Below are 24,599 nucleotides of genomic sequence, written 5' to 3' on the forward strand. Positions count from 1 at the left end.
GGCCGCGTCTTGCAGACGCTGGTTTTGCAAGTGCGGTTCGGGCGGGGCCAGACCACAGTTTGCACGGACACTGCTCAACCATGCCACCATGGACGCAGCTGAACTTAGGAGAATCCCATGAGCGCGGAACACGACAAGACACTGACGTTCGTCGTACCGGCATACAACATGGAGGAGTATCTGCCGCGCTGTGTCGATACGCTCGTGTCCGCACGCAAGACGGACGATATTGAAGTGCTGATTGTGGATGACGGGTCGAGCGACGGCACGCTCGCGTGCGCACAACGCTATGAACAGCGGTATCCGGGCGTCGTCAAGGCCGTGCACCAAGAGAACAAAGGGCACGGCGGCGCGGTGAACACGGGCGTGGAACTTGCGCAAGGCATGTATGTGAAAGTTGTGGACGCCGATGATTGGGTCGGCACGGACGCGCTCGAACAAGTGCTTGACGTGCTGCGCGCCCAGAACGGCAGCGACGATCCGCTCGACATGGTCGTGACTGATTATGTGTACGACAAAGTGGGCAAAAAACACAAGCATGTCGTCGATTTCCGGAACGTGATGCCAGCGAACCGGCGTATCGACTGGGATGACCTGGGGTCATTTGGCATTGCGCAATATCTGATCATGCATGCGATCACGTTCCGCACGCAGGTCGTGCGCGAATCGGCGATGAAATTGCCTGAGCATACGTTCTATGTGGACTTCATTTACTCGTATGCGCCGTTCCCGTGGGTGCATTCGATGATGTATCTGCCGGTGCCGTTCTACCACTATTTCATTGGCCGCGAAGGGCAGAGCGTGCAGACCGACGTGATGATCCGCCGCGTCAACCAGCTGTTGCTCGTCAACAAATGTATGCTGGCCGCCACGCCTGAACGTGATGAAGTCAGCGAAGGCCTGTACCGCTACATGATTCACTTCCTGGCCATTGAACCGTCGATTACGTCAACATTCCTCGTGTTGTCGCGCAACCAAGACAACTATCGCGTCAAGAAGCAGCTGTGGCGCGACATCAACAGCTATTCGCCGCGCATTGGCCATGATGTGCATCACCAGCTCGTGTCGCGCGCGCTCAATCTGCCGGGCCCTGGCGGCCGGTTTGCGATTCGTGTGGGATACCGCATCGCGAACGGGATTCTTGGGTTCAACTGATTGAGCTGATTCAACTGATTGAGCTGGTCGCACGATGACGCGCGGCGGCACGGGTGTTGTGCGGCACGCGAACCGTCAGTCGCGCGCCATGCGATCAGCAAACCGGCACTGTCAGATCCACTTGTCGCTCATTTTGAACGCATTGTGCATATTATTGCTGCAAATGTAGAGCACCTGGAACAGCAGCTTCTTCGTGCGCTGTTCAAGGAACTCGGCCATTTGCTCGTTGCTGTGCTCCAATTGCAGCCGCACAGCCTGCGGATCGCGCTCATCATCTGGCATCTGGTCGAGTTCTTGAGCTAGCTCACGGTCTTCCTGCTCCACATGGCGATGGCCATAGGCTTGCACATCTTCGATGTATTGCTCGATTTCACCGTTCGTCTCGTACCAGTGGGCATCGGCCAGAGCCGCGATGAGACGGTTCGACCAGTAGAGAGAATCGGTGGATGCTTCGTCGGCGGGAGTATCACGCAGATAGGCCGGTGTGCCTGTCACATTCGCGTAGAATGGCGCAGCCGTTGTGAACGCTCCGCTGCCAAAGCTGATCCACATGATCGAGCGCATCGCAGCGGGCACATATGGCCGGATCTGGATCGCCACCATGTGGCCTGTGCGGTTCACACCGATTGGACGGTAGCGATGGCGGCTTTCCGGCGTGCCCGTGGTGCCATACGGATCATAGTCGGTGCCTTCATAGTGTGAGCCCAGCACAAAGTCCACGTCTTCGATCGTGATCTTATGTTCGGGCACGCGGCAGAACGCCTGACCGTCCGATTCGGGTCCCAGTCCTTCAGCCTCCACGGCTTCCGGGTTGAAATAACGCTGCATATACCAGGCACGAGGCGTGTTATAGATATGGCCCTTGGCGTTGGCCGTGCCGAATGCGGCTCGCGCGTCAAGCAGGCGTGAGTTGTCCGAAGCGTCCGCCCCCATCACCAAGTCGAGATGGTTGTCGCGCACAAAGTCTTCCAAATCAGGCGAGCACAGGTTGTTGCGGCCTTCGCCATAGGCGTCGGCAAAGTCCAGCGTGTCGATACTCAACTGGTTGGGGATGGCCGCGTAGCAGTCATCGGGGATGCGCCGCGCCATCCAATGATGGCCACCCAGCGTTTCGACATACCAAATGTCGTTCACGTCGGAAATGATCACGCCGTTGGACTCATAGGTGCCATGCTCTTCGAGCAGCAATCCCAACCGCTGCACACCTTCACGCGCCGAACGCACATACGGCAGCACGAGCGTGATGATGTCTTCCTCACCAAACCCCGTTTCCTTCTCGAACGGGTCGGCGGCCAGCACTCGCGGATTCACGGCGATCGTTTCGGTGGCGCTCATCGCCACATTATGCTCGTTGGCACCGGCCTCAGCCAGCACGCCACGGTCATGCTTCACATTGGGTACTATCGCATAGCGGCATGGGTCGTCGGGCAAATCAATCTCGAATTTCGACAGCACACTGCGATAATGGCGCGGCTGCTCGTCAGGGTTGACGGCGATGAAGCGTTTGGGATCATAGCGGCCCGATCCCGAATCATCGTCGCGCGCAATAATCGTGGATCCGTCGAAACTCGCTGATTTTCCTACAAGAAGCGTGGTGCAAGACATAGTCCCATTGTGAGCGCGGCCTGTGACGAGCAACCGCCAGTCATGCCACACCTCCACCATACATGCGCCATCTGTCGCACGAGTGAACCGCCTGCGAACCATACGCAAACCACGCGGCCGCAGGCGAAACTTGCATTTTCCGGAGCAATCCCTATAATGGCTCAGTGTTGCCCCTCTAGCTCAACGGTTAGAGCAGCGTCCTTTTAAGTCGTGGGTTCAGGGTTCGAATCCCTGGGGGGGCACCAAAAACAACGGCGCAACCGCGGTAAGTTCCCGGTTGCGCCGTTGTTTATTTCAGCATCCCCAAGCTACCCTTTAGTAGCGGCTGGCGCTCTTGGGGTTCAGCGTCATTGTTTGGAAGCGGTTCTGCATGAACTGGTCATCGAAGTAATGCGCGAAGAACTTGGCCACGGGGCTTGTCTGCGGCAGGCCGGCCATACGGCCGAACCAGGCGTCCAACGCCATCAGCGTCATCACGCCATCAATCAAGATCAGCACAAAGCACACGGCCGTCAGCCAGTAGCGCACCTTCCACGGGATCATCTGGATCAGTTTGAGCAGTGGCGGAAGCAACCATTTGACCCAGACCATGCCGAGCAGACCCCACATGGCCATGAACATGACCGACGTGCGGCCGTCGATGTTGCCCCATTCATTCGAATAGTTCCAGGCCGTGATGCCGAACGCCGTCTGCATGAACCAGCTCGTGAAGTATTCGAACGCGCCACCGATCACAGCCGAAGCGCAGAAAATCAGCAGTGGCGACGACTTGTACAAATGGTTCAGGAACACGGTCATCAGCACGGCGCCAAAGCCGTAAATCGGCGAGAACGGTCCCCAGAGCATGCCCGCGCGGTCCTGCCACTGGCCAAACACGATCAGATGGAAAATCGTCTCAATGACCAGGCCAAACACCGAAGCGGCCACGAACATCCAGAAAATGTTGAAGAAGTTCAGCGTCATGTAGCCTTTGCCGCTCAAATCGCGACCGGCCATACCTTCCGCCAACGCCTTCTCGTAATGCTGTTCGCGGTTCATGCGTTGCAGCGCGCGCTCCATTTGCCGTTCAGCGCGCAGGTCGGGATCAACGTTGATTGAAATCACCACGAGGATCACAAGCTGCACGGTCGGCAAAATCAGATGCAAGTCAAAACCGCGCAACGCAATCGACAGCAGGATTTCAATGATTGTCAGCGGAATCAGCACATACGTCCAGTTCAACGCATACCGGCGTTTGTTCAGCAGCAACACGATGCCGAACACCACAAGGAAAATCGCGCTGACCGTTTGCATGGCCAAATCCACGCATTCAAGGATGAACGTCAGGCTCTTGACTTCCTCGCCGATTTCACCATCACGCAGCGCGCGGAACAGATGCATGATCAGCAGAGCCATGAACGGAATCGTAGCCAGACCCACAAGCGCCACCAGCACACCATATATGCGTGCAATCAACGCGATTTTGCGTGTATCACGCGTCTCCTCGAGCATGGCTTTGTGGAACGCTTCGTGCGCCTCATGCTTGGCTTTGGCGTCGGCCACGCCTTGCTGCACGGCCTGCACAGTGGCCGTACCGGCTTGCGTAATCTCGTCTTTGGCCTGCTCGGCGACTTTTGTGGCCGTCTGCCCCACTTTGGCGGCCACTTGCGCGGCGCTGCGGCGCACATCACCGCCCGCTGGCTTGGCCGCACCCACTGCCGCGGCGCGCTTGGGTTCCTCGGGAGCTGTGGAGCCCGAACCCTTGGTTTCATTGTGCTCGTTCGTCATACCTCCACTCTAAGGCATGGCACGGTGCGGCACGGAACGCTTCACGCGCGGCTTGGTGCGCCCTGTGTGGCCCGTACAGCAGGCTCGCCCGTCAGCGCCTGCCACAGCAGCGCGGCCACCGAGCCGACCCAATCGTCATCGTCCGTCGGGGCCAGCGCGCGGTTCGCGAGCATCGAGCCCAGCAACGTGCGGAACAGGAATGGAACGTCAAGTTCGGCCAAAAACACGTGCGCTTGCTGCCCGCGCCGCACGAACGCCGCGAACCGCTGTTCAGCCGGTTCCAGCACTTGCAACGCCAGACCGCGCAGCACGGTGTTGCGCGACGAGAGCACGAGACCCACGGCGCGCAGGCCAAAATGCTCGTCGAATCCGTGCAGCAGGCGCGTCAACAATGCCACGACGCCTTCCGGACTCGCGTCCAGATCGTCTAGTGGCAACGGCTCGCCAATCGTCAGCGGCAGTTTGTTCAGCAGGTCTTCCGTGTTGCGGTAACGCCGGTAAATCGTGGTTTTGGCCACTCCCGAGCGCCGTGCCACCTCCTCGATAGTCACGGCCGCCACGCCGTCCTCCACGAGAATCGCCATGACGGCATCGGCGATCTTGCGGTCCGTCGCCTCACGTCGCCGCTGGCGCCGCTGCGTCATCATTGGCACCGCCATGGCGCCCTCCTTGGGTTGTATGTGTTGTATTTCCGCACGGCCGCACATCGCCGCCGTCATCCGCAATCCGCCGCCCCACTGTTGGGGCACCGGCGATCAGGTCAACACTTGCGTGCTTTCGACTTTTGCCAGATACCAGGTGTTGAACTTCATCAGCGGTTTACGCAGCACAAGTCCGATCAGCAGCAACGGTGGCACAAAGCACAGCAGTTTGCCCATAGCCACCCAATACGTGTTGCCATATACTCCGGCAATGGCGCCACGCATCATCGTCACCGCATAGCTCACCGGCAGGAACGGATGCACGTCGCTGATCAACGCGGGCAGGATCGAAATCGGATACGCACCGTCTGAACCGGAGATCTGCATGATCAGCATGAGCACGCTGATTGCCTTGCCCACATTTGCAAAACTGACAATCATCGTATATACGAACAGCGAGAACACGAACGAAGCGGTCCAGCCCGACAGCATGAACAGCCATGGATGCACGACGGGCAGCTTCAAAAACAGCAGTGTGCCGCCGCAGTCGAATGTGGCCTGGCACAACGCCAGCAGACAATAAATCCCATAATGGCCCAGGAACTCCTGATGCGGTTTGAGCTTGTCGCCCAGCTTGGCACGGCGCTTTTTGGACAATTCGGGTTGCAACGTGACGCCCAACAGCAACGCGCCGACCCACAACGGTATGAATGTGTAGAACGGTGCCAGAGAAGCACCAAATGTGCTGACGGGGAACACGGCATGACGTTTGAGGGCCACGGGAGCCGAGAGCGCCGAAGCGAGCGACGACGGGTCGGAACCCAGCAGCTGTTTGATTGTGTTGGCATCACCGCTTTCGAGTGCCGCGCTGAACTTGCTCTGGAAATCCGTGAGCTGTTTACCGGCGCGAGACAACGATTCGGAAGCCTTCGTGATCGTCTCATTGGCGCGCGTCAACTGTTCATTGGCCGTACCGGTGATGGAATCAAGGTCGCCAAACGAGTCTTTGATGTCGCCAGCCGTGGACGCCAGTTGCGTACCGGCCGAGGAGAACGAGGCGAGCATCGAGTCAAGATCGGGCTTGAGTGATGATGAAAAATCAGTGTTGATGCCTGAAATCATTGAGCGGGCCTGGCTGAACAGATTGTTGATCTGCTCGCGTTTGCCTTGGCTGACCGATACGTTCGAGTCGATGTCGGACGCGGCTGAATTGAGCTTGTCGGCAAGCGAGTGCTGCAGTGAAACCAACGCATCGAAGCGGCTGACAATGGTCTTGAGCGACTGCTGAGCCTGCTGCGGCAGCTGGTTCGACAGCGCGTCAAGACGGTTGCGCAACTGCTCGTAGGTGGCGGCCTGATCATTGACGCGCGTGGCCATCGCGCGCAACGCTGAAGCCGAGTCCCCGGCCTGCGTGTCGGCGTCGGAAAACAGCGACTTGGCCTTGGAGCCCACAGCCGAGAACGCGTCGGCACTGCTCGACAGCGCCCCCGACAACGCCGAGGCCGACGTGCCGAGCGCGGCGGAGAGGTCAGCCACGCTTTGCTTGGCCGTGGTGAGCTCGCCCGATGCCGAGGAAGCCGCGTCGTCGGCGCTGTGCACGAGGCTGGCGGTGGACGTCAGCAATGTTTGGGCGCCGCCCGTCAATGCCGAGTAGGTGCTCAAGGCAGTGGCCGCGTCGGTGAGCGTACCGGCCAACGCGCTGATGTTCTGGTTGAACGTGGCCAAACGCTGTTGGGCTTCGGGTTTGTCCAAGTTGTTGATCAGGGCTGTAGCGATGCCCAACGCCGAGCTGACGAGTTCTTTGGCGAACATCTGGTTGATCGTGGCCGAGATTTCATCGGCACCCTCCCCTGTCAAATGCGGGGCGAGCGCGTTTGATTTCTCGTTGTCGTAATAGTCGAGCGTGGCGTGGTGGGCGTCCGCGTCGAAGAACGTCATCATATTGCGACTGAAATCCTTCGGAATCACGACTGCCGCATAATATTCGCCTGATTTGGTGCCGTCAATGGCCTGGTCGGCGGTGGTGAACGTCCAATCAAGCTGCGAGTTGGCGCGCAACGAGTTGACAATCTCGCTGCCGACCGAAATCTTCATCGGCAGCAAATCGGAGGAATAGCCTTCGTCCTCGTTGGCGATTGCGAACTGCAGGTTCTTCGTGTTGGCGAACGGATCCCAGCAGGCGCTCACGTTGAACCAGGTGAACAAGCCTGGAATCACGACGAGTCCGATCGTGATGATGATCGATACGACATTGGACGCCATGCGGCGCACGTCGCCTGTGAAGATATGCCACATCGTCTTCATGACCGCCTCCCGCCATCGGTTTCGTCTGCATCGTTCGTAGCCTGTGCCGCGTCGGTGTGTCCACTCGACGTTGAGCTTGCTGAAGTGGGCAGTTCGGCTGGTTCAGTCGGTTCTGTCGGTTCAGTTGGTTCAACAGCGTCCATTTCGATCGTGTCGGCCAGATCGGGGTCGCTACGTTCTGGTGTCTGCGAGGCATCCGCATGCGTCGGTATCCCAGCCGCGTGTTTGGCGGCATGCGTGTGCAATCGCTGATGATGGCGTGTGCGACGGAACAGCATGGTGGTCAACGCTTCGTCGCTCAATCCGCTGATGGCCACGCGCCGGCGGAATGAATCGCGGATCACTTCCACAATCATCAGGAACAGCATGATCAGCAGCAGCCAAATGATCCATACCGCCAATGCCACGAGTTTCGTGCCTGTGGTCAACGAGAACGTGATGCTCAAAACAATCGGCACCACAAGACCTGCGATTAACGCGCCGCGCAGCAGCTTGGGATACAGTTGCGCGAAACGTTGTGCACGCGCTTCGATTTCTTTGCGGTAGCCGCCTTTGTCGGCCAATGCGAGCAACGCGTCGGCTGTGCCCACCGTGCGTTCGGGCAAATAGACTTCCTCTTTGAGGAACATGTCTGATTCGTTCATCTCGCGTGCGAACAGGCGGATGAAGTTGGCCATGAGCGGGCGCAAGGTCAGGCCCACGAAGAACGAGAGCACCGCGAAAATCAGCAGCACGGCCACGCGTTTGATCCAGGTGCCGTCATAGAAACCGCCAATCGTTTCACGGAACGCGTCAATTGAATACGTGAACGGGAAGAACGGATATAGCACGCGGAAGAACTTCGGCATCATCTCGATCGGATACAAGCCTGAGGCGCCTGGTATTTGCACCATGATCAGCGCAACCACAAGGCCTTTGCCCACGAGCATGAATGTGGTCGACAACGCGTAGACCAGCGACAGGTAGACGAGGGAAGCAATCACGCCCGTCAATACGAACATGAATGCGTTGACTGTTTGCACGCCCACCACCAGATCGCCCACTGTGGTGACGACTGCTTGCATCGTTGCGATTTGTGCGAGCACGAGGTAGCGTCCCATATATTTTTGGCTTGTCGTGACGCCCAGCCCTTCGAGACCTTCATCGTCCACTTCGAGCTTGGGAATGACCATCAGCATGAACGTACCCCCCCACAACGCCAGGTTCGTGAACAATGGCGCCATGCCTGTGCCATACGAGTTGATCGGATACAGGTTGTGCGTGTTGAGCACGGTAGGCGAGTTCATGAAGTCCGCGATGGTGGTCGCATCCAGCTTGCCGTCCACACCCAAAAGGCTCGTGAGCGCATTAGCTGACGACAATGAGGTCAAATCGGTTTTCAACGTGTCGATGCGCCCGTTCATCGTGCCTAGCAGCGTGTCGGTGTTTTGCAAAGCGGTTTTGGCTGAGCTCGCCACCGCATCAAGCTGGTCGAGCACAGTGCGTGTTTGTTCCACGAGCGACTGTTGGCCGCTCAATCCGCCGGCCAGCGTGCCGGCCGTTGTGGCCAACGAGTTCAGGCCCATATTGAGTTTGGGCAGTGCGCCTGTGGAGATTTGTGTGCGCGCGTTGCCTGCGGCGCGCAACGAGTCTTGCACCGACGTGTTGGTTTGTGTGGCCAGCGCGCTCACGGTGTTCGCCGTGGTTTGCGTGTCGCTGTTCAGCGTTTGCAAATCGGTGATGATCACACCCGTATCGGTGTTCTTTTGCTGCAGATCAGTGATGATCGCTTGCAATTGTTGCTGCAGTTCCGGGCTCAAGGCGCTCACGTCAATCGCTTGCAAATCGCTCAGAATTGAGGCCATCGACGAGTTCACGCCCTGCATGCCTGTCAATGCGCTGCCTGTTTGACCGGTGCCCGAACTGATGGCCGAACTGATTGTGGTGATGTTGGACGCGGTGTCTCCTGAAGCTTGTGAAAGCAACGCCGAGCCTTCGTCCAGCGTCGAGGAAGCTTGGGACGAGAATGTGCCGATCTTGGTTTGTGTTTGATTGAGCAGATCTTGACCTGTTTTTAGACCCGTGGATGCGCTCGATGCGGCGCTGACAGCCTGGTCGATGGCTGTGCGTGCCGCCTGCGTGCGCTCAGGGGTTTGTTCGAGGGTATGCGTCAACTCGCTGATCGTGTCGCGGCCATCTTTGATTGATTGTTGTGCGGCATTCAATTCGTTCGTCGTTTTCGCAATGGCCTGGTCCGTGCGATTCGACAGTTCGGCATTGGTCGAGTTGATCGTTTCACTGACCGTGTTGGCCACTGTGGCCACAAACGTGTTGTTGATTTGTCGGTCGACCGTGGTGGCGCCCACATCAGTGATTTTGGGTGAGATTGCGTTGATTTTCTCGTTGACGTAATAGTCCAATGCTGGAGTATGAGCATCCGCGGTGAAGATGGAGGCCACGTTGGCGCTGAAATCGCGGGGAATCACAATGGCCGCATAACATTCGCCTGATTCGACGCATTGCATGGCTTCGGATTCGGATTCAAAACGCCAACCGAGTTGGTGGTTGTCTTTGAGTTTGCCAATGATTTGCTTGCCCAAATCAAGATGGCCGAGCTGTTTACTTGTCGTGCCTTCATCCTCATTGGCTACGGCGACCGTAATGCCCGACGTGTTGTTGTATGGATTCCAAAACCCGTAGATGTTGAACCACGCATACATGGCCGGGATGAACGTCAAGCCGATAAGGATGACCCAAGCCGCAGGCGCGCGCAACAAACGCAGAGTATCGCGCTTGACAATCGTCCAAACGTTACGCATGGTCCTCCCTCGCTTACCGCTGTTTCCTATTGGTCTTACGTCCATGGTCTCTGAGCAGGTGCGGCATGCCACCGCGGTTCACGCATAGCCCAAACCATGCGGGTTCCAGCTTGCAGGATCGCAATCTGCACCCATAGCCACAACGTGCACACGAATGCACTCAGCTTCAATAACGATACGAATATCGTAGCGCTACGCAACAAGTAGCGTAAGGAAACATATCGACCACAGACACCCGGTGGCACTATGCGAAACATGTCAGAACACCAAGCAATACCGCACAGCACCAAGCAACAGGCGGAAAATCAATCATTATCTGACCCGCACGCCAATGCTGGAGGAATGGACAACAAGGGTGCGAACGTTATCATTCGCTGTTAGAATAACGCCCTATCGCCTCCACCCATGTCCCTATTCGGTCGAGGTGGTCATCATGATGCGAACATGACGTAGGTATCTCAACATAGTTCATATTCAAAGTTGAAGGATTTCCATGAATCTCACTCGATTCCGTAAGGCTGCCACGGCTCTGTGCGCCACGGCAGCACTTGCCTTGACCGGCATGATGGGCGTGGCGACCGCTCACGCTGATGACACCACTCCCGTTATTGGCCACAGTTCCGCGTTGATGGGGAACGGTGATGGCAGCTATTCGCTGACCGTGTCCGTCAGCAGCACCGATATGGATACCGCCCAGCAGCAGACCGAGTCTGACGTCGTGGTGCTGATGGACGTTTCCGGCAGCATGACGACCACTGATATGAAGGTCGCCAAGAACGCCGTCAACGGCTTGGCCAACCAGCTGCTCAACGACGAGAACGATACCGTGCGCATGTCGATTGTGCGGTTCTCCTCGGAAGCGAAGACGCTTGAATTCTCGAACGGTTCAGAGTGGACGCATAGCCCCGCACTCGTCGCGCAAGCCCTGAACACCTTGACCTCGCGAGGCAACACGAATTGGGATGGCGCGCTGCAAAATGCCTCCGCTCTTGTGCAGGGTGACTCTGCTCGCAAGTCGTATGTGGTGCTGATGTCTGACGGCTACCCCAATACGATCAACTCGTGCTATCCGGCCGTAGCGAACTGCACCGACACCTCATGGAGTGAGCCCAACGCAGTGCCCAAGGCCATTGAAGCGGCCAACACGATGCCAAACACGCAAATTTACGCCGTGTCCACACGCACCAGCGCAAGCGAGTCGATGAAGGAGCTCGTGGACGGCATCAATGCCAAGGCGCCGAAGTATCCTGCACAAATCATGTATGGCACCGACCAGCAGTCGCTGAACAATGCGTTCGACACGATTGCCGACGCCATCCGCAAGCGCTTCACCGATGTGACCGTCGATACGCAGCTGACCGAATACGTCGATCCTGTGGTGGAAGCCGACGCTGACGCCGCATCAGCTGCCACGCTGAACAAGGCTGCCACCGACGCAGGCGCCACCGTGCAGTACAACGCCGATACACGCTCCTACTCGATGGCGTTCCCAGCCGGTTACGAACTCGTGCCGGGCGAAATCTACTCGATGACGCTCAAGTTCACTCCGAATGCGAAGGCCCAGGAGCATGCCAAGGAAACCAATGGCGCGGTGGCTCCCGCCACCGCATCAGCCACGTACAAGCTGACCACGGCCACGAACGGTCAGCTGACGGTCAGCGACCCGCAGACCACGCCGATCACGGTTGCCGACATGACGTTGACTGTGGATGATGAGCAAGATGAACCTGCTGATGAGCCCACCGACGAGCCTACGGATCAGCCGGCCGACGAGCCGACCGAAGACACGAAGGATGAGGCCGCCGTAGACACGAAGCCTGCCGACGAGACCAAGCCGCAGGCTCCAGCCAACAACGCTGAAGCACCGCTGGCCAACACGGGTTCCGACACCGTCACAATGCTGATCGCAATGGGCATCGCCCTGGCCGCCGGCCTCGGTACGCTCGGTGTTTCCGCGCTGCGTCGCCGCCACTGAGATCCAGCACCAATCAGCATTCATCACCTAATCAATGAGTGCTGATTTGCGAGGGGGATGACTTCAAGTCATCCCCCTCGTTGCATAAGAAAGCTAGTTCGCATCGCGGTGGTGCAGCGGATAGCGCCAGAGGCAAAAAGCGCCGAACACCACGAACCAGACCAGACTCACCACGGCGGAGCCACGTGTGGATGGGCCGATGAACAACGTGATGTAGATGAAAGTAAAGAACACGACGGCCAACGGATCGAAGACCTTGTAGGCCGGCATCAGAAATCCATCTGGTAAAAATTCAGCAGACCGGCGATACCGGAAGTGGGCCACCATCGTCAGGATGTAAATGAGGATGATGACGGCCGAAGCGGCCGACGAAAACAGCACGAACGAGCCCGAAACCTGCGGGAACATGCTGACGATCACGCAGATGCCCACGAACGCGCCAGACACGACGATGGCTTTGGCCGGCACTTTCTGATGCGAAACCTGCGCCAAGCCTTTGATACGCGGAGAGGAGGAGTTGCCGGCGATCTGGAACAGATGACGGCCGGCGGAATAGAGCAGCGAATTGAGCGCGGACGACGATGCCGTCAACACGACGAAGAAGACGAGCGCGGCAGCCCAGTCGAGCCCGGCGTATTCGAACACCATGATGAACGGCGAGGCGTAAGAGCCGTCTTCGTTGGGCTGGAAGTTGCGCCATGGCACAATGGCCATGATTGAAATCAGCGCGCCCACATAGAAAATCAGCACGCGCATGATGATGTTGTTGATCGCCTTCGGAATCACGCGGCGCGGATTCTTCGTCTCCGAAACGGTCACGCCCACAAACTCGATCAGCGTGTAAGCAAAGAACACCATCTGGAAGCTCATCAGGAACTTGGCCCAGCCGTTGGGCGCAATCTGGAAGCCGTTAATAATGTTCATCAAGCTGACGGAAGCTCCGGGAGAAGGATGGTCCTGACCGGGAATCTGGGTCTGGCCATATTTGAAACCGATCACGAGCATGACGACGGCCGTGGCGATCATCGCAACGATCAGCGTGATCTTGATCATCGAAAACCAGAACTCGGTCTCCCCGAAGAACTTGACAGCGCACAGGTTCAAGCAGATCAATCCCACAAGGAACACAAGCTCAATCGCCCATTTCCACGCGGCCAAATCGATGCCGAACGTGCCGAAGAACGTAACGAAATAGGCGCCCACGGCAGACAATTCCGTCATGCCGACGAGCAACAACGCAATCCAGTACGACACGAGCGCGAACTTGCCGATGGCCGGCCCGCAGTAACGGTTGATGAAGTTGATGAACGTGTGCTGGTCGGGATCGCTGTACATGAGCTCGCCGATCGCGCGCATCATCAGGAACATGACAAGGCCGACGACAATGTAGACGAGCACAATGCTCGGGCCCGTCAACGCAATCGATTCGCCTGAGCCCAGGAACAAGCCCGTGCCGATCGTGCCGCCAATCGCAATGAACTGCACATGGCGGTTGCTCAAGCCGCGTGCCATTTCGTTGGCCTCATGGGTGTCGGCGCGGTTCACAGCGGACTGTGTGGATGGAGTTGACGAAGCTGACATAAGAGAACTCCCTGCTACATCATGCATGTCATGGCCCGGACCAGGCGCGGGCCGCCCGGATAGCGATGACCCAGATCCCGATGGCGCGGGCGCAGAACCAGGCACAGACTGATCCGTCAAAGATGAAGAAGAACGCATAACGTCCAATACTGTAATTCAGGCGCATCCCTTTTGTGCGCTGGAAGCTTCAGCTACCACCACAGCGGGCTGGCGCCCACAATACCGCTGCGCTTTATTATGCGAGTCATTCCACGGATTTGAGCGATGTGACAGGATCGATGCGGTCGAGCACGGGATTGACGAACAGCTGCACGAGCAATGCGAACGCCATTGTGGCTACCACGGCGAACGCGTAGCTCCATGGCGACACATACACCTCGAAGTAGAGTCCTGGCATGTTCAGCGCGCTTGTCAACAGTCCGCTGATCCACCAGCCCAACGGCAAGCCCAGCACAATGCCCATGACCGTGATGATGCGCATCTCGCGATTGACATAGTGGTGCACTTCGCGGTCATAGAAGCCCAACACTTTGAGCGTGGCCATTTCGCGCAAACGTTCGGAAACATTCGTGTTGGCCAACGTGAACAGCACGACGAGCGCGAGCGCGCCAGCCAACATTGTGATCAGCACAACGATGGCTCCCATCAGGTCGAACCGGAACGTTTTGGCCTGATGCGCCGTGCTCGCCGCCGTGATCACATCATGGTCCTCGTTCAGCTGGTCCACCAAACGCTCGACCTGCTCATCGCTCATGTCCAAATCCGCATAAATCGCATTCCATGTGGGTTCGGCACCATAGAGCGATTCATACAATTGCTGCGTCATGTACACGTCGGCACCAATCAGGTTGTGCACGACCGATTCCACATGCACCTGCTGCGGTTTGGACGAGCCGACTTGCAAATCCACATCGGCACCCGCATGCACACCCAACGTTTGCACACCCGACTGCGTGGCGATCACGCCCGAATCATTGAGCACGGCGGCTTCGCAATGGCCCGAACACCGTTCCGGCCGCAGTGCGAACATCTGATTGAGCTTGGTTTTTTGCGCGTCCGGCACCACAATGACCTGCACTGTGGTGCTGGAACCGTCGTATTCCACTGTGCCCGCATTGACTGAGGCGTCCATTGATGCGGTCGTGTCGCCCGACTTGCGCAAATCGTCAAGTATCTGGCCATTATTGGCCACCACGGTCACGTCATAGTGGTAGGCGCCTTCAAACTGCGCCACGCCCAGACGGTTCACCGTGTCGTTGATCGCAAGGCCGCAAATAATCAGCGCCGTGCATCCGGCCACGCCGCCAAGCGTCATGATCAGGCGTGATTTGAACCGGAAAATGTTGCGCGCCGTCACTTTGCTCAAGAAGCTCATGCGGCTCCAGAGCGGTTTGATGCGCTCGAGCAGAATACGCGATCCAGCTCTGGGTGCTTTGGGCCGCATCAGCACTGCCGGGCTGAGTCCCGTCTCGCGCATGGCTGCCGCCACAGCCGCGGCACCCACGGCCACCACGAACAGCAGCACGCCCAGCGAACCCACAAGCCAGTCGTATTGCAACGTCATGTGCGGAATCGCATACAGGCCATGAATCACGAGCATCAGGAACGCCGGGATGCCAAGGAACCCGATCAGCAATCCGAGACCCCCGCCAATCAGGCACGCCAACACGGCAAACAGCAGATACCGCATCACGAGCATGCGCCCGCTATAGCCGAGCCCCAGATACGTGCCCACGAATCCGCGGTCTTCTTCCACGAGACGGGTCATCGTCGTCAGGCTCATCATCACGGCCACGACCAAAAACACAATCGGGAACGCATTGCCGATTTTCTGCATCGAACTGATATCGGAATCCAGCGACGACACGCCACTCAACGCCGATCGCGTCTGCACATACCAGGTCGCCGGTTTGATTGCGTCAATCTGCCGCTGCTGTTCAGCGGTTTCCTTGGCGAACTGCTCGTCCACCTGTTCGCGCACCTGCTGTTCGATGCGTGTTTTCACGTCGTCCGGCAACGTCACCTGCGCTTGCGCACGCTCAACCGCCTGCCGCAGCGCCGGATTGGCCGCCACGACCGCGTCCATGCGAGCCGCCACGTCTGCCGTCGCGCCCGTCCCAGTTTCCGCAGCCGTGCCACTTCCCGCAGTCCCGCCAGTTTCCGCAGCCGTGCCACTTCCCGCAGTCCCGCTAGTTCCGGCAGTCCCACCGTTCACCAACGCCGACGCCCCCGGCACCCCTGCCTGCACCAGCACCTGCGCTTTGGCCTGTTCCTTGGCTTGTTCCAGCGCTTCGTCAAGCGCCTTAGTCGTCGCCTCATCCACGGCCGTCGCCTTGGCGTCGTCGAGCTCCCGTTGCGCCTGCTCACGCAACGTATCGGCCCGAGCCTGCTCACGCTGGGTTTTGACATCGTCATCAATGCGCTTGCGCACTTGATCCACGGCCTCGTCGTACTCGTCGCTGAACGAATCCATGTATTGCGTGCCGTCCACGCGCAACGACAGCGCCGTGTACGCCGCGCCGCTCAACCCCTCGGGCGGCACATACACGGGCAGCGCCGTGTTCGCTGTGGCACGGAATGAGTTCGACGCGCGGTAGCCGTCCGGATTGGCCAAATCGTCGGCCGGCAGCACGACGCCAACAATCGTCAGCTCATCCGGAATGCCCGTTACTGCCGGATCCTGCGGCACTTTGACGCGCATGCGCTGCCCGAGCTTCAGCCCTGTTTTCTTCAGCAGCGTTTCAGTGACGGCCGCCTCCCCCCACTTGGTCGGCATGCGTCCGCGCTGCAACGACGGCTGGTCAAGGCCGTTCGTGCCAATCATCGTGATGACGGCCGGTTTTGACACATCCCCCGATTCAATCTGCACGGTTTGACTGCGTTCGGCTTGCACGGCCTCCACGCCTTCAACACTGCGCACGGCCGTCACGTCGTCATCGTCCAGTCCGAGCGTAGACGCGATCTGGATGTCGTGCAGCCCTTGAGTTTGGTAATACTTGTTCGCCGCCAGGAACGCGTCCCGGCAGCCCGCATACATGCCCGTCAACACAGTCACGCCGAGCATCGCGATGATCATGATTGACAAGAACGGCTTGACGGCATGCCGCCACGACCGCCATGTGTCCGTCAGGAACGCGGCATTGAGCATGGTGGCATGCTTCCGGCTGTGCTGGCGTGCGTCCATCATCGCCTCCTTTTCGACTTCTGCGGCTCGGAACGGCCCGTCCGGTTATGCGGAAATAACAATTATTAATATTTTTGTGCCCCCTACTGTGGCAAGACAACTCCTCAACTGCTCACCATTCGATCTGGCTGATGGACGTGGGCGAGGGATTGAACTCCTGACTGACCACCTTGCCAGACCGGAACCGCACAATCGAGTCGGCCATCGGAGCCACGGCAGCGTTGTGCGTGATGATGACCACAGTCATGCCCTGCTCGCGGCTGATGCGTTGCAGCAAATCAAGCACCTCCTTGCCCGTCTCATAATCAAGCGCGCCCGTGGGCTCGTCACAGAGCAACAGCTTCGGTTTCTTCGCGACAGCGCGAGCGATCGACACACGCTGCTGCTCACCGCCGGAAAGCTGGGCTGGGAAATTGTTGAGCCGGTCAGCCAAACCAACTTGTTCCAATGTGGAAGCGGCGTCGAAATGGTCGGGGCAAATCTGGGCGGCCAACTCCACATTCTCAAGCGCCGTCAGATTCGGGATCAGGTTGTAAAACTGGAACACGAAACCGATGTCGTTGCGCCGATACGTGATGAGCTCCTTATGGTTCAACGCCGTAATATCGCGCCCTGCTACCAGCACCTTGCCCGAAGAAGCCGTGTCCATACCGCCCAAAATGTTCAGAGCCGTAGTCTTGCCCGCACCCGACTGGCCGAGCACGACGGTCAGACGACCCTCATCGGCAGTAAAACTGGCACCGTCAAGCGCCTTAATCACGCCCTCGCCGGCCGCGTACTCTTTGACCACGTTCTTGAACTCAATGAACGCCATGCCAATCCTCCCCGCACCCTCTGAGCCGACACCCCATCGCGCCGCCCGAACGTACTACCCATCCTAACGAACCAAACCCGGCAACACGAGCCCCCGTCCCGCGCGTCAAGCCGCCTCGCGCTCACCGACCCACACCGAGCTGCCGGCCGCGCCGCAACCAAACCTCACCCCCACCCCAAACCGCATCTCTCCTGACCGGGCTGGTCAGCAAAACTGCAGTTCCAGGCCAAAAATCGCAACTCTCCTAGCCAAGCTGGTCAGGAAAGACGCAAGTTCACCCCAATCCGCACTCCCACCGCACCCAACAGATCCCTGCAAACCCCACCACAAACCCAAACCGTAACTTTCCTGACCAGGCTGGTAAGGAAAACAGCAGTTTCAGCCTCGAAACTGTAACTCTCCTGACCAAGCCGGTCAGCAAAACTGCAGTTCCAGGCCAAAAAACGCCACTCCCCTGACCAAGCTGGTCAGGGGAGACGCAGTTTCAGGACCACAAGCGCCACTTCCCTGACCAGGCTGGTCAGGAAAGACGCAAGTTGGGATCAAGAGACGGGAAAGAAAGAAGAATAGAGGAAGGGGAAAGAGTGGGAGGGAAAGGAAGAAGAGGAAAGAGCGAGTGGTGAGAGAAGAAGAGGGCGAGAAGGAAAGAGAGGAAGGACAGGGAAGGAAGGGGAATAGGAAGAGAGAGAAAGAGAGCAAGAGAAGAAGAGAGAGAAGAGAGCAAGAAAAGAAGAGAGAGAAAGAGAGGGAAGAGAGCGAAGAGAGCGAAGAGAGGGAAGAGAGCGAAGAGAGAGGAAAGAAAGAAGGAACGGGGGCACAAGAGGGTCATCCGGCTCCAGAACAGGGGCCCTCACGTCGCGTCAGTGGCTTTAGAATTGGCGGTGCGCCGGAACTTTGCATCCCCGAGCACGGCGCGGGAAGAGTCACGATGACCCAGAAGAACACGAAGCAGGAGATGACTGGAGATGCAGTCGTCGACAATCCTGCAAACATTGCGCCCGCTGTGGGCGCGGGCCGCATGCAGCCCCCCTCCGAGACGCCCGGACTCAAGAAACAGCTCAAAAACCGCCACATCCAGCTCATCGCTTTGGGTGGAGCGATCGGCACGGGCTTGTTTTACGGGTCGAGCGAATCGATCAGTCTGGCGGGTCCGTCCATCATGCTCGCCTACATCATCGGCGGTCTGGCCATTTTCATGATTGTGCGCGCGCTCGGCGAGATGAGCGTCGAAGATCCGCAGGCCGGCGCGTTCAGCTATTACGCCAGCCGGTACTGGTCGAAGCGCGCGGGTTTCGTCAGCGGTTGGAATTACTGGTTCAACTACATTCTCGTGTCGATGGTCGAGCTTTCCGTCGTCGGTTCGTTCGTCAACTATTGGTTCCCCGGCATCCCCACTTGGGTGTCGGCCGTGTTCTTCCTGATCGTGATCACGGCGCTTAATTTGCTCGGCGTCAGCGAGTTCGGCGAGGCCGAGTTTTGGTTTGCGCTGATCAAGATTATCGCTGTGATCGCCATGATCGTGGGCGGTATCGTCATCATTGTGTGCGCTCTGCCCACTGATTTGGGGGTACGCGCCAGTTTCGCCAACTGGTTTTCCATTGATGGTGGATTTCTGCCTCACGGACTTATGCAACAGACCTCCGATGGTCATTGGACCGGGCTGCTGATGGCTCTTGTCGTGGTGATGTTCTCATTCGGCGGCACCGAATTGATTGGCATTACGGCTGGCGAGACGGCCGAGCCGCGCCGCACAATCCCCAAGGCCACGAATGGCATCATTTGGCGCATTCTCGTGTTCTATGTGGCGGCGTTGGGCGTGATTATGGCTGTGGTGCCATGGAACCGCATTGATGGCACGATGAGTCCGTTTGTGCAAATCTTCGATTCGGTCGGCGTGCGCATTGCGGCAGGATTGCTGAACTTCGTATGTTTGACGGCTGTCATGAGCGTTTACAATTCGGGGCTGTATGCCAATTCGCGCATGCTCTACGCATTGGCGCATCAAGGCAATGCACCACGCTATTTGGGCCGTGTCAACCGCCGTGGCGTGCCCGTGGCCGGCGTGCTGACCTCCGCGGTGATCACAGCGTTCGCCGTGGTCGTGGTGTTTGTATGGCCTGAGTTCGCATTCAACTATCTGATGTCAATCGCCACGATTGCCGCGTTCATCAATTGGACGATGGTGCTGATTACCGAATGGAAGTTCCGCCGCACGGTCGAGGCCGGCAACGGTCCAGGAGCGCTCAAAGGGCTCACCGGTAGGGACGCCGTGCAAGCATTGGCGTTCAAACTGCCTGGCGGCCATGTGTCCTCAGTCGTCGTGATTGCGTTCATGGCGCTCGTGGCCGTGCTGATGGGATTCTCGGCAAGCTACCGCGTGGCGTTGATTGCCGGCGTGATTTGGCTGGCCGTGCTGCTAACGGTCTATGAATGCATGGCGCGCGCCGAGCGCCGCTCTGAAGCGCAACAGCATTGACACCCAAAACAACATCGCAAAGCAACAGAGGGGTCCATCGTTGTAACGATGGACCCCTCTGCGGTGAGTAGTGGGCAATGCGTTTCTTCACATTGTTGGTGACTACTGTTTTGGCTGGGATTACTGCGCCTGCTGTTGGCGATCTGCGGCGGCTTGTTTGGCTTTTTGGGATTGTTTGGTGTTGAAGTTGCGCACCGTGCGCGCCACCGTTGACGAATCGGTGATCACGCCATCCACACCATCGGCCAGATTGCGTTCAATCACCGATGACCGTTCCAACGTCCACGTCCACACTTCCTTGCCTTTATCATGAATCTGGGCGATTGTGGCGGGCTTGGCCATGTGCTTGGCGATGGCCATCGAATCCAAATAATCATCGTTGATATGCGCCGTCAATGTGGATTGGCGTCCTACGAGCAGCTGCTTGTATAGGTTGGGCAAAATGCCGTCAAGACGGCTCAGAATGCCCGGATAGAACGACTGCACTTCCACACGGTTGACCAGCTGCGGGTACCGCGCCAACAGGTTGCGGAACGCAATCGCGCTGGCATCGGATTCTTTGAATTCAATCAGGTAATACAGTTTGGTGCCATATCGGTCGAACAATTCACTCAAGCGATGCAACCGCTCACCGTTCCTCATGCGTACGGAGTCCAATTCCTTGCTCGTCATCTCATCCACACGGCGGTCAATGCCTGCCACGGCATTCAATGTGGCGTCATGGTTGATGTAGTAGACGCCATCCTTGCTCGTACGAATATCCAATTCCACTTGCGGGCAATTATTCTTGATCGCCGCGTCAAACGCTTGGAAGGAGTTCGGTACCACGGATTTGTCGGCCACAAAGCCACGATGGGCGAACATTGGTTTGCGATTCATCTTGTCAAGGGCCACGTTAAGTTGCTTCGAGACCGCATCGGTAACGGCATGCACACTCTGGCGCTTGAGACGTTCTCGCTCCATGAATGCGGTGTCGATCTGACTGGCTTGATTGACTGGTTGGCTCCCTGGTACGGCAAAAGCTATGGGCACAGCCATCGATAGTGTGAGCGCTGCGCCGATGAGAGCCGTTGCCGGACGATGAATCATGAGAGTGTTTCCTTTCCTCTTCTACCATCCGGTCCCTAACTGGACGTTAGCTGCATGGCGACTGCAGTGTTGCTGGTGGCGCAACCCTTGCAATCATTGGCATCTTGAGGAAATAGCCAACCCTCATACCCTCGTTGTTGACGGCTCGATTATGCGATACGCGATGCTGGCATATGCCATCCGGGCGATTCGTCCAAAAACTTCGCATCGTGCACTGCACAATCGCGGCGTCCCTATGTTTGAAAGAAGAGGGAAAGCCGTATCAACCCTACAAATTCTTAAACTGGTGGTGTGGATCTTGGCGTTATCGCGGCAGTAGCGAACTGTTCATCGGGTTGCACGGGCCATGGGCGTAGAATGCATGACGAGCCATGCACACTCAAAGGAGCCGAAGCCAATGACTGCCAGTGACCAATCCATGCCAGCAGCACCCACGACCAACGGCGCACCACAGGTACGCTTATGCGCCCCATTCGGCGATCACATGGTATTGCAGCGTGGCCGTGAAACCATGCTGTGCGGCTTCGTCAATGGCGCGGTTACGGCTGAAACACTCGTGCATGCTGAAGTGCGCAATGCGCAAGGGCGCATTATTGCCAGGCGCTCCACGCCGCTTTCAACACCCCAAGGGGTATCCGCGACTGCACCCGAACAGGGCGAACAACATGCATGGTTCATCACAATGCCGCCTATCACGCGCGACGACCCGTGCACAGTGCAAGTGTGGTGCGATGGCGGCAATGAAACATCTGAGACAATCACGATTGAAGACGTGGTGTTTGGCGAAGTGTGGCTCGTGATCACCGATGGGCTGGAAGGCAGCAGTGACGCGGCGCCACAGGGGGTGCGCGTGCCACAGCCCGCATCATCGGAAATAACACAGACAAGCTGGAGTCAGCCGGCTACGCTGCCGGACGTGGTCGCCGAGTTTGTGGTGGCGCTGCACGAACGCACGGACGTGCCCGTCGGCCTGCTGCCGGCGAGCCGTGAGCAGGCGCTGCAAATGGCGCCATACAGCGTAGCCGGAGTGCTGGTTGCGCAAACCGACGACGATGAAATCGCTGCATGGCGCCAATGGTGGGATGATGCGGCGATGCCGGTGCTCACAGCCGGAGCTGGCACCACGGGCGCCCAACTTGTGGAGCAGGCGATGGCCGAGCCGTTTGTCGAACCCAATCTGCCGATGGATGACGCATGGTATGAGCGCCGCATCCCGGTGAGCGAGCCGGACGCCGAGGATCTGGTCTGAACATGGCCGCCGCTGCAATTTGAGCGCGGCCCAGCCCAGCCCAGTGCGGATTCGTGTAACCCGACTCAGCGCACGCTGCGGATGCGTGTGACGATCCACGACGCGACGAGCACGAGCACAATCGCCACAATGAAAATCCAAGCGAACGCAACGGGTGGCACGTGACTCACGCCGAGCGCATGCTTGGCGATCAGCACAATGAGTGCCGCGAGCAGCGAGCCGAGCACGGTGGATAGCGTGTTCGACATGTTCAGAATGCCCAAATCGCGCCCGGCCGTCTTGGCGTCGGGCAACACGGCCACGTTGAGCGCCTGGTCGATTGCGCAGTACGCGCCGTAGCCGAGGCCTGCGAACGCGGCGAACAGCAGCATGCCGACCACCGAACGGAACACGAGCGGCATCAGCGCGCCGAACGCAAACAAGCAACCGGCCAATGCCACAGGCAGCTTGCGACGTTCAAGACGGTCGGTGATCGGGCCGGCGGCCAGCGACCCCACACCCGACGTAATGAGTGTAATAATGGCCATTACAGCGATAAGCCGTGCGGCGAGGCCGATTGCGTCGGGATGACCCGTGAAAATGTAGTCCTGCGCAATATAAAGCTGGAACGTGATAATCATCCAATAGCCCGTCATCATCAGCGTGCGGCCGAGTAGCGCGCGCATGAAATCGGGCGCATGACGCGGCGGACGGAACAGGTCGGCCAACGCTTTGGCATGGAACTGCTGGTGTACTTCGTTGCGGTTGTTGGGCTCGCGCGGCCAAATCAGCACGACGCCAACGGCCGTGAGCACAAACACACCCACGCCAATACCCCAGCCCAAGCGCACACCGCTCCGGCCGTGCGCGATCAACGCGGCGCCCACAATCGAACCAAGCGTCTGCCCTACTGCGATGCCGGCCCCATAGGCACCGGAAATCGATCCGCGCACTTTGTCGGGAATGCGGTCGGCCAAGGAGGCGACGAACGGCGCCAACATCATGTTGTAACCGAACTGCGCCACGCACCACCACGCAATCACGGCGGCGGGCGTATCGACGTTCTGCAGACAGCCCCACATCGCGATGCTCGTGAGCGCTCCACCGCCCACAATCCAAGGCGTTCGTCTGCCCACTGCAGTGCGCGTGATATCAGACAGCGCACCAAACAGCACATTGGACAGCAACGCAATGATCGCGCCCAAACCGTTCGTCAACCCGACCATTGCGACTTTGCTGCTGGGCGTCAAATACTCAAACATGTACGGCAGCACCACCGTAGACAACGCCACCCATGGCACGGCGCAAATCAGCGCGCATAGGAAGAATCCGATGCCAAACCGGATCAGTTGCGTGCGTGTGGGGCGCTGGCCGTTCGCGGCCGTCAACGGATCGCGCATATCAAGGAATGCGCTGGTTTCGTCGGGCACCGCCGTGTCCACGGCAGCCAACGAAGCCAAACCGCTCGTGACGACGGACGCGGCGCTGCCGGTGCTCATGCGCGCGATCTGCACGGTGGGACTATCGACGGTCGGCTGTGCCGCGCGGCGCTTGACCGTAGGCATGCCGAGACGGCCGATGGCGGCTTTGTCGCGCTCATTGAGCTCCTGGCTCGGGGTCGATGCGGTCATCAATGCCAGGGCGCGTGTAGGCCGCTAGGCCCGGCTGGAAACTCGTGCGCGGCTCAGGTTCCGGCGCTGAAGCTGGTTGCGGGGCCTGTTGCGGGGCCGGTTGCGGGGCCGGTTCAGCGGCCGCGGCTGGCTCAGCAGCCGTGGTTGGCTCGGCGGCCGTGGTTGACTCGGCGGCCGTGGCTGATTGGACGGCGGATTGCGGCGGATCGGTTCGCGTGGAATCCGGCTCGGGCAAGTTCTGTTCCGCAGACTCTGATTGCGGCGAAGATGAAGATGCTTGAGTGTGTTCTGCCATAGTTTCTTATTATCGCAAGCGCAGGATGGTGCCGCCCGGCGCGTGCGGCACCGCCG

General features: G+C 58.5%; 15 protein-coding genes and 1 tRNA gene. 5 read left to right on the plus strand and 11 right to left on the minus strand.

The features are described 5' to 3' along the window. Nucleotides 1-117: 117 nt before the first annotated feature. Complete coding sequence (locus tag BGLCM_RS00185) at nucleotides 118-1,155, plus strand: glycosyltransferase family 2 protein (RefSeq protein WP_006295502.1); 1,038 nt, start codon at nucleotides 118-120, stop codon at nucleotides 1,153-1,155. A gap of 111 nt (nucleotides 1,156-1,266) precedes the next feature. Here BGLCM_RS00185 and BGLCM_RS00190 read toward each other — a convergent pair whose 3' ends face one another. Beyond that, a complete protein-coding gene (locus BGLCM_RS00190; RefSeq protein ID WP_044084330.1) occupies nucleotides 1,267-2,760 on the minus strand; it encodes a C69 family dipeptidase in 1,494 nt (497 codons plus the stop codon). A gap of 169 nt (nucleotides 2,761-2,929) precedes the next feature. Here BGLCM_RS00190 and BGLCM_RS00195 point away from each other — a divergent pair. After that, nucleotides 2,930-3,005 (plus strand) — tRNA-Lys (locus tag BGLCM_RS00195). Between the two features lie 70 nt (nucleotides 3,006-3,075). On the opposite strand, the gene BGLCM_RS00200 is transcribed toward BGLCM_RS00195, so the two are convergent. The 4 genes from BGLCM_RS00200 to BGLCM_RS00215 form a co-directional block, all read right to left on the minus strand. Beyond that, nucleotides 3,076-4,527, minus strand: a complete 1,452-nt coding sequence (locus tag BGLCM_RS00200; protein WP_006295504.1) for a putative ABC transporter permease — start codon at nucleotides 4,525-4,527, stop codon at nucleotides 3,076-3,078. A gap of 41 nt (nucleotides 4,528-4,568) precedes the next feature. Beyond that, nucleotides 4,569-5,186: a TetR/AcrR family transcriptional regulator gene (locus BGLCM_RS00205; RefSeq protein WP_052295128.1), complete on the minus strand. Its 618-nt coding sequence runs from the start codon at nucleotides 5,184-5,186 to the stop codon at nucleotides 4,569-4,571. 96 nt (nucleotides 5,187-5,282) lie between these two features. Then, nucleotides 5,283-7,472, minus strand: a complete 2,190-nt coding sequence (locus BGLCM_RS00210) for a YhgE/Pip domain-containing protein (RefSeq protein WP_006295506.1) — start codon at nucleotides 7,470-7,472, stop codon at nucleotides 5,283-5,285. Continuing rightward, nucleotides 7,469-10,270, minus strand: a complete 2,802-nt coding sequence (locus BGLCM_RS00215; RefSeq protein ID WP_006295507.1) for a YhgE/Pip domain-containing protein — start codon at nucleotides 10,268-10,270, stop codon at nucleotides 7,469-7,471. The genes BGLCM_RS00210 and BGLCM_RS00215 overlap by 4 nt, the downstream gene beginning before the upstream one ends. Before the next feature lie 493 nt (nucleotides 10,271-10,763). Between BGLCM_RS00215 and BGLCM_RS00220 the strand changes: the two genes are divergently transcribed. Next, a complete protein-coding gene (locus tag BGLCM_RS00220) occupies nucleotides 10,764-12,245 on the plus strand; it encodes a vWA domain-containing protein (protein ID WP_006295508.1) in 1,482 nt (493 codons plus the stop codon). A 93-nt stretch (nucleotides 12,246-12,338) separates the two neighbouring features. Here the strand turns inward: BGLCM_RS00220 and BGLCM_RS00225 are convergent, their stop codons facing one another. The 3 genes from BGLCM_RS00225 to BGLCM_RS00235 form a co-directional block, all read right to left on the minus strand. Continuing rightward, nucleotides 12,339-13,826 (minus strand): amino acid permease, encoded by a 1,488-nt coding sequence (locus BGLCM_RS00225; RefSeq protein WP_044084331.1) that lies wholly within the window; start codon nucleotides 13,824-13,826, stop codon nucleotides 12,339-12,341. Nucleotides 13,827-14,070: 244 nt separating this feature from the next. Continuing rightward, nucleotides 14,071-17,013 (minus strand): FtsX-like permease family protein, encoded by a 2,943-nt coding sequence (locus tag BGLCM_RS00230; protein ID WP_006295514.1) that lies wholly within the window; start codon nucleotides 17,011-17,013, stop codon nucleotides 14,071-14,073. A 109-nt stretch (nucleotides 17,014-17,122) separates the two neighbouring features. Next, nucleotides 17,123-17,824 (minus strand): ABC transporter ATP-binding protein, encoded by a 702-nt coding sequence (locus BGLCM_RS00235; protein ID WP_006295516.1) that lies wholly within the window; start codon nucleotides 17,822-17,824, stop codon nucleotides 17,123-17,125. A gap of 1,018 nt (nucleotides 17,825-18,842) precedes the next feature. On the opposite strand from BGLCM_RS00235, the gene BGLCM_RS00240 reads away from it, so the two are divergent. Next, nucleotides 18,843-20,300 carry an amino acid permease gene (locus tag BGLCM_RS00240; protein WP_044084384.1) on the plus strand — a complete coding sequence of 486 codons (1,458 nt, stop codon included), beginning with the start codon at nucleotides 18,843-18,845 and terminating at the stop codon, nucleotides 20,298-20,300. 120 nt (nucleotides 20,301-20,420) lie between these two features. Here the strand turns inward: BGLCM_RS00240 and BGLCM_RS00245 are convergent, their stop codons facing one another. Continuing rightward, on the minus strand, nucleotides 20,421-21,263 hold the full coding sequence (locus BGLCM_RS00245; RefSeq protein ID WP_160268322.1) for a glycerophosphodiester phosphodiesterase: 843 nt from the start codon (nucleotides 21,261-21,263) through the stop codon (nucleotides 20,421-20,423). Between the two features lie 523 nt (nucleotides 21,264-21,786). On the opposite strand from BGLCM_RS00245, the gene BGLCM_RS00250 reads away from it, so the two are divergent. Then, a complete protein-coding gene (locus BGLCM_RS00250; protein WP_044084332.1) occupies nucleotides 21,787-22,638 on the plus strand; it encodes a hypothetical protein in 852 nt (283 codons plus the stop codon). A 65-nt stretch (nucleotides 22,639-22,703) separates the two neighbouring features. Here BGLCM_RS00250 and BGLCM_RS00255 read toward each other — a convergent pair whose 3' ends face one another. Together BGLCM_RS00255 and BGLCM_RS08585 are read right to left on the minus strand one after the other, a co-directional pair. Further along, a complete protein-coding gene (locus BGLCM_RS00255) occupies nucleotides 22,704-24,248 on the minus strand; it encodes an MFS transporter (RefSeq protein ID WP_238548598.1) in 1,545 nt (514 codons plus the stop codon). Then, entirely contained in the window at nucleotides 24,214-24,543 is a 330-nt protein-coding gene (locus BGLCM_RS08585; RefSeq protein WP_052380763.1) for a hypothetical protein, read from the minus strand. Before BGLCM_RS08585 ends, BGLCM_RS00255 begins: the two co-directional genes overlap by 35 nt. Between the last annotated feature and the right edge of the window lie 56 nt (nucleotides 24,544-24,599).

It is taken from the genome of Bifidobacterium gallicum DSM 20093 = LMG 11596 (assembly GCF_000741205.1).
GTDB lineage: Bacteria > Actinomycetota > Actinomycetes > Actinomycetales > Bifidobacteriaceae > Bifidobacterium > Bifidobacterium gallicum.

Bases quoted from the DNA above. Each gene is read 5' to 3' on its own strand.
- BGLCM_RS00185 (WP_006295502.1), top strand. From the start codon at position 118: ATGAGCGCGGAACACGACAAGACACTGACGTTCGTCGTACCGGCATAC.
- BGLCM_RS00190 (WP_044084330.1), bottom strand. From the start codon at position 2,760: ATGTCTTGCACCACGCTTCTTGTAGGAAAATCAGCGAGTTTCGACGGA.
- BGLCM_RS00200 (WP_006295504.1), bottom strand. From the start codon at position 4,527: ATGACGAACGAGCACAATGAAACCAAGGGTTCGGGCTCCACAGCTCCC.
- BGLCM_RS00205 (WP_052295128.1), bottom strand. From the start codon at position 5,186: ATGGCGGTGCCAATGATGACGCAGCGGCGCCAGCGGCGACGTGAGGCG.
- BGLCM_RS00210 (WP_006295506.1), bottom strand. From the start codon at position 7,472: ATGAAGACGATGTGGCATATCTTCACAGGCGACGTGCGCCGCATGGCG.
- BGLCM_RS00215 (WP_006295507.1), bottom strand. From the start codon at position 10,270: ATGCGTAACGTTTGGACGATTGTCAAGCGCGATACTCTGCGTTTGTTG.
- BGLCM_RS00220 (WP_006295508.1), top strand. From the start codon at position 10,764: ATGAATCTCACTCGATTCCGTAAGGCTGCCACGGCTCTGTGCGCCACG.
- BGLCM_RS00225 (WP_044084331.1), bottom strand. From the start codon at position 13,826: ATGTCAGCTTCGTCAACTCCATCCACACAGTCCGCTGTGAACCGCGCC.
- BGLCM_RS00230 (WP_006295514.1), bottom strand. From the start codon at position 17,013: ATGATGGACGCACGCCAGCACAGCCGGAAGCATGCCACCATGCTCAAT.
- BGLCM_RS00235 (WP_006295516.1), bottom strand. From the start codon at position 17,824: ATGGCGTTCATTGAGTTCAAGAACGTGGTCAAAGAGTACGCGGCCGGC.
- BGLCM_RS00240 (WP_044084384.1), top strand. From the start codon at position 18,843: ATGCAGCCCCCCTCCGAGACGCCCGGACTCAAGAAACAGCTCAAAAAC.
- BGLCM_RS00245 (WP_160268322.1), bottom strand. From the start codon at position 21,263: ATGGAGCGAGAACGTCTCAAGCGCCAGAGTGTGCATGCCGTTACCGAT.
- BGLCM_RS00250 (WP_044084332.1), top strand. From the start codon at position 21,787: ATGACTGCCAGTGACCAATCCATGCCAGCAGCACCCACGACCAACGGC.
- BGLCM_RS00255 (WP_238548598.1), bottom strand. From the start codon at position 24,248: ATGACCGCATCGACCCCGAGCCAGGAGCTCAATGAGCGCGACAAAGCC.
- BGLCM_RS08585 (WP_052380763.1), bottom strand. From the start codon at position 24,543: ATGGCAGAACACACTCAAGCATCTTCATCTTCGCCGCAATCAGAGTCT.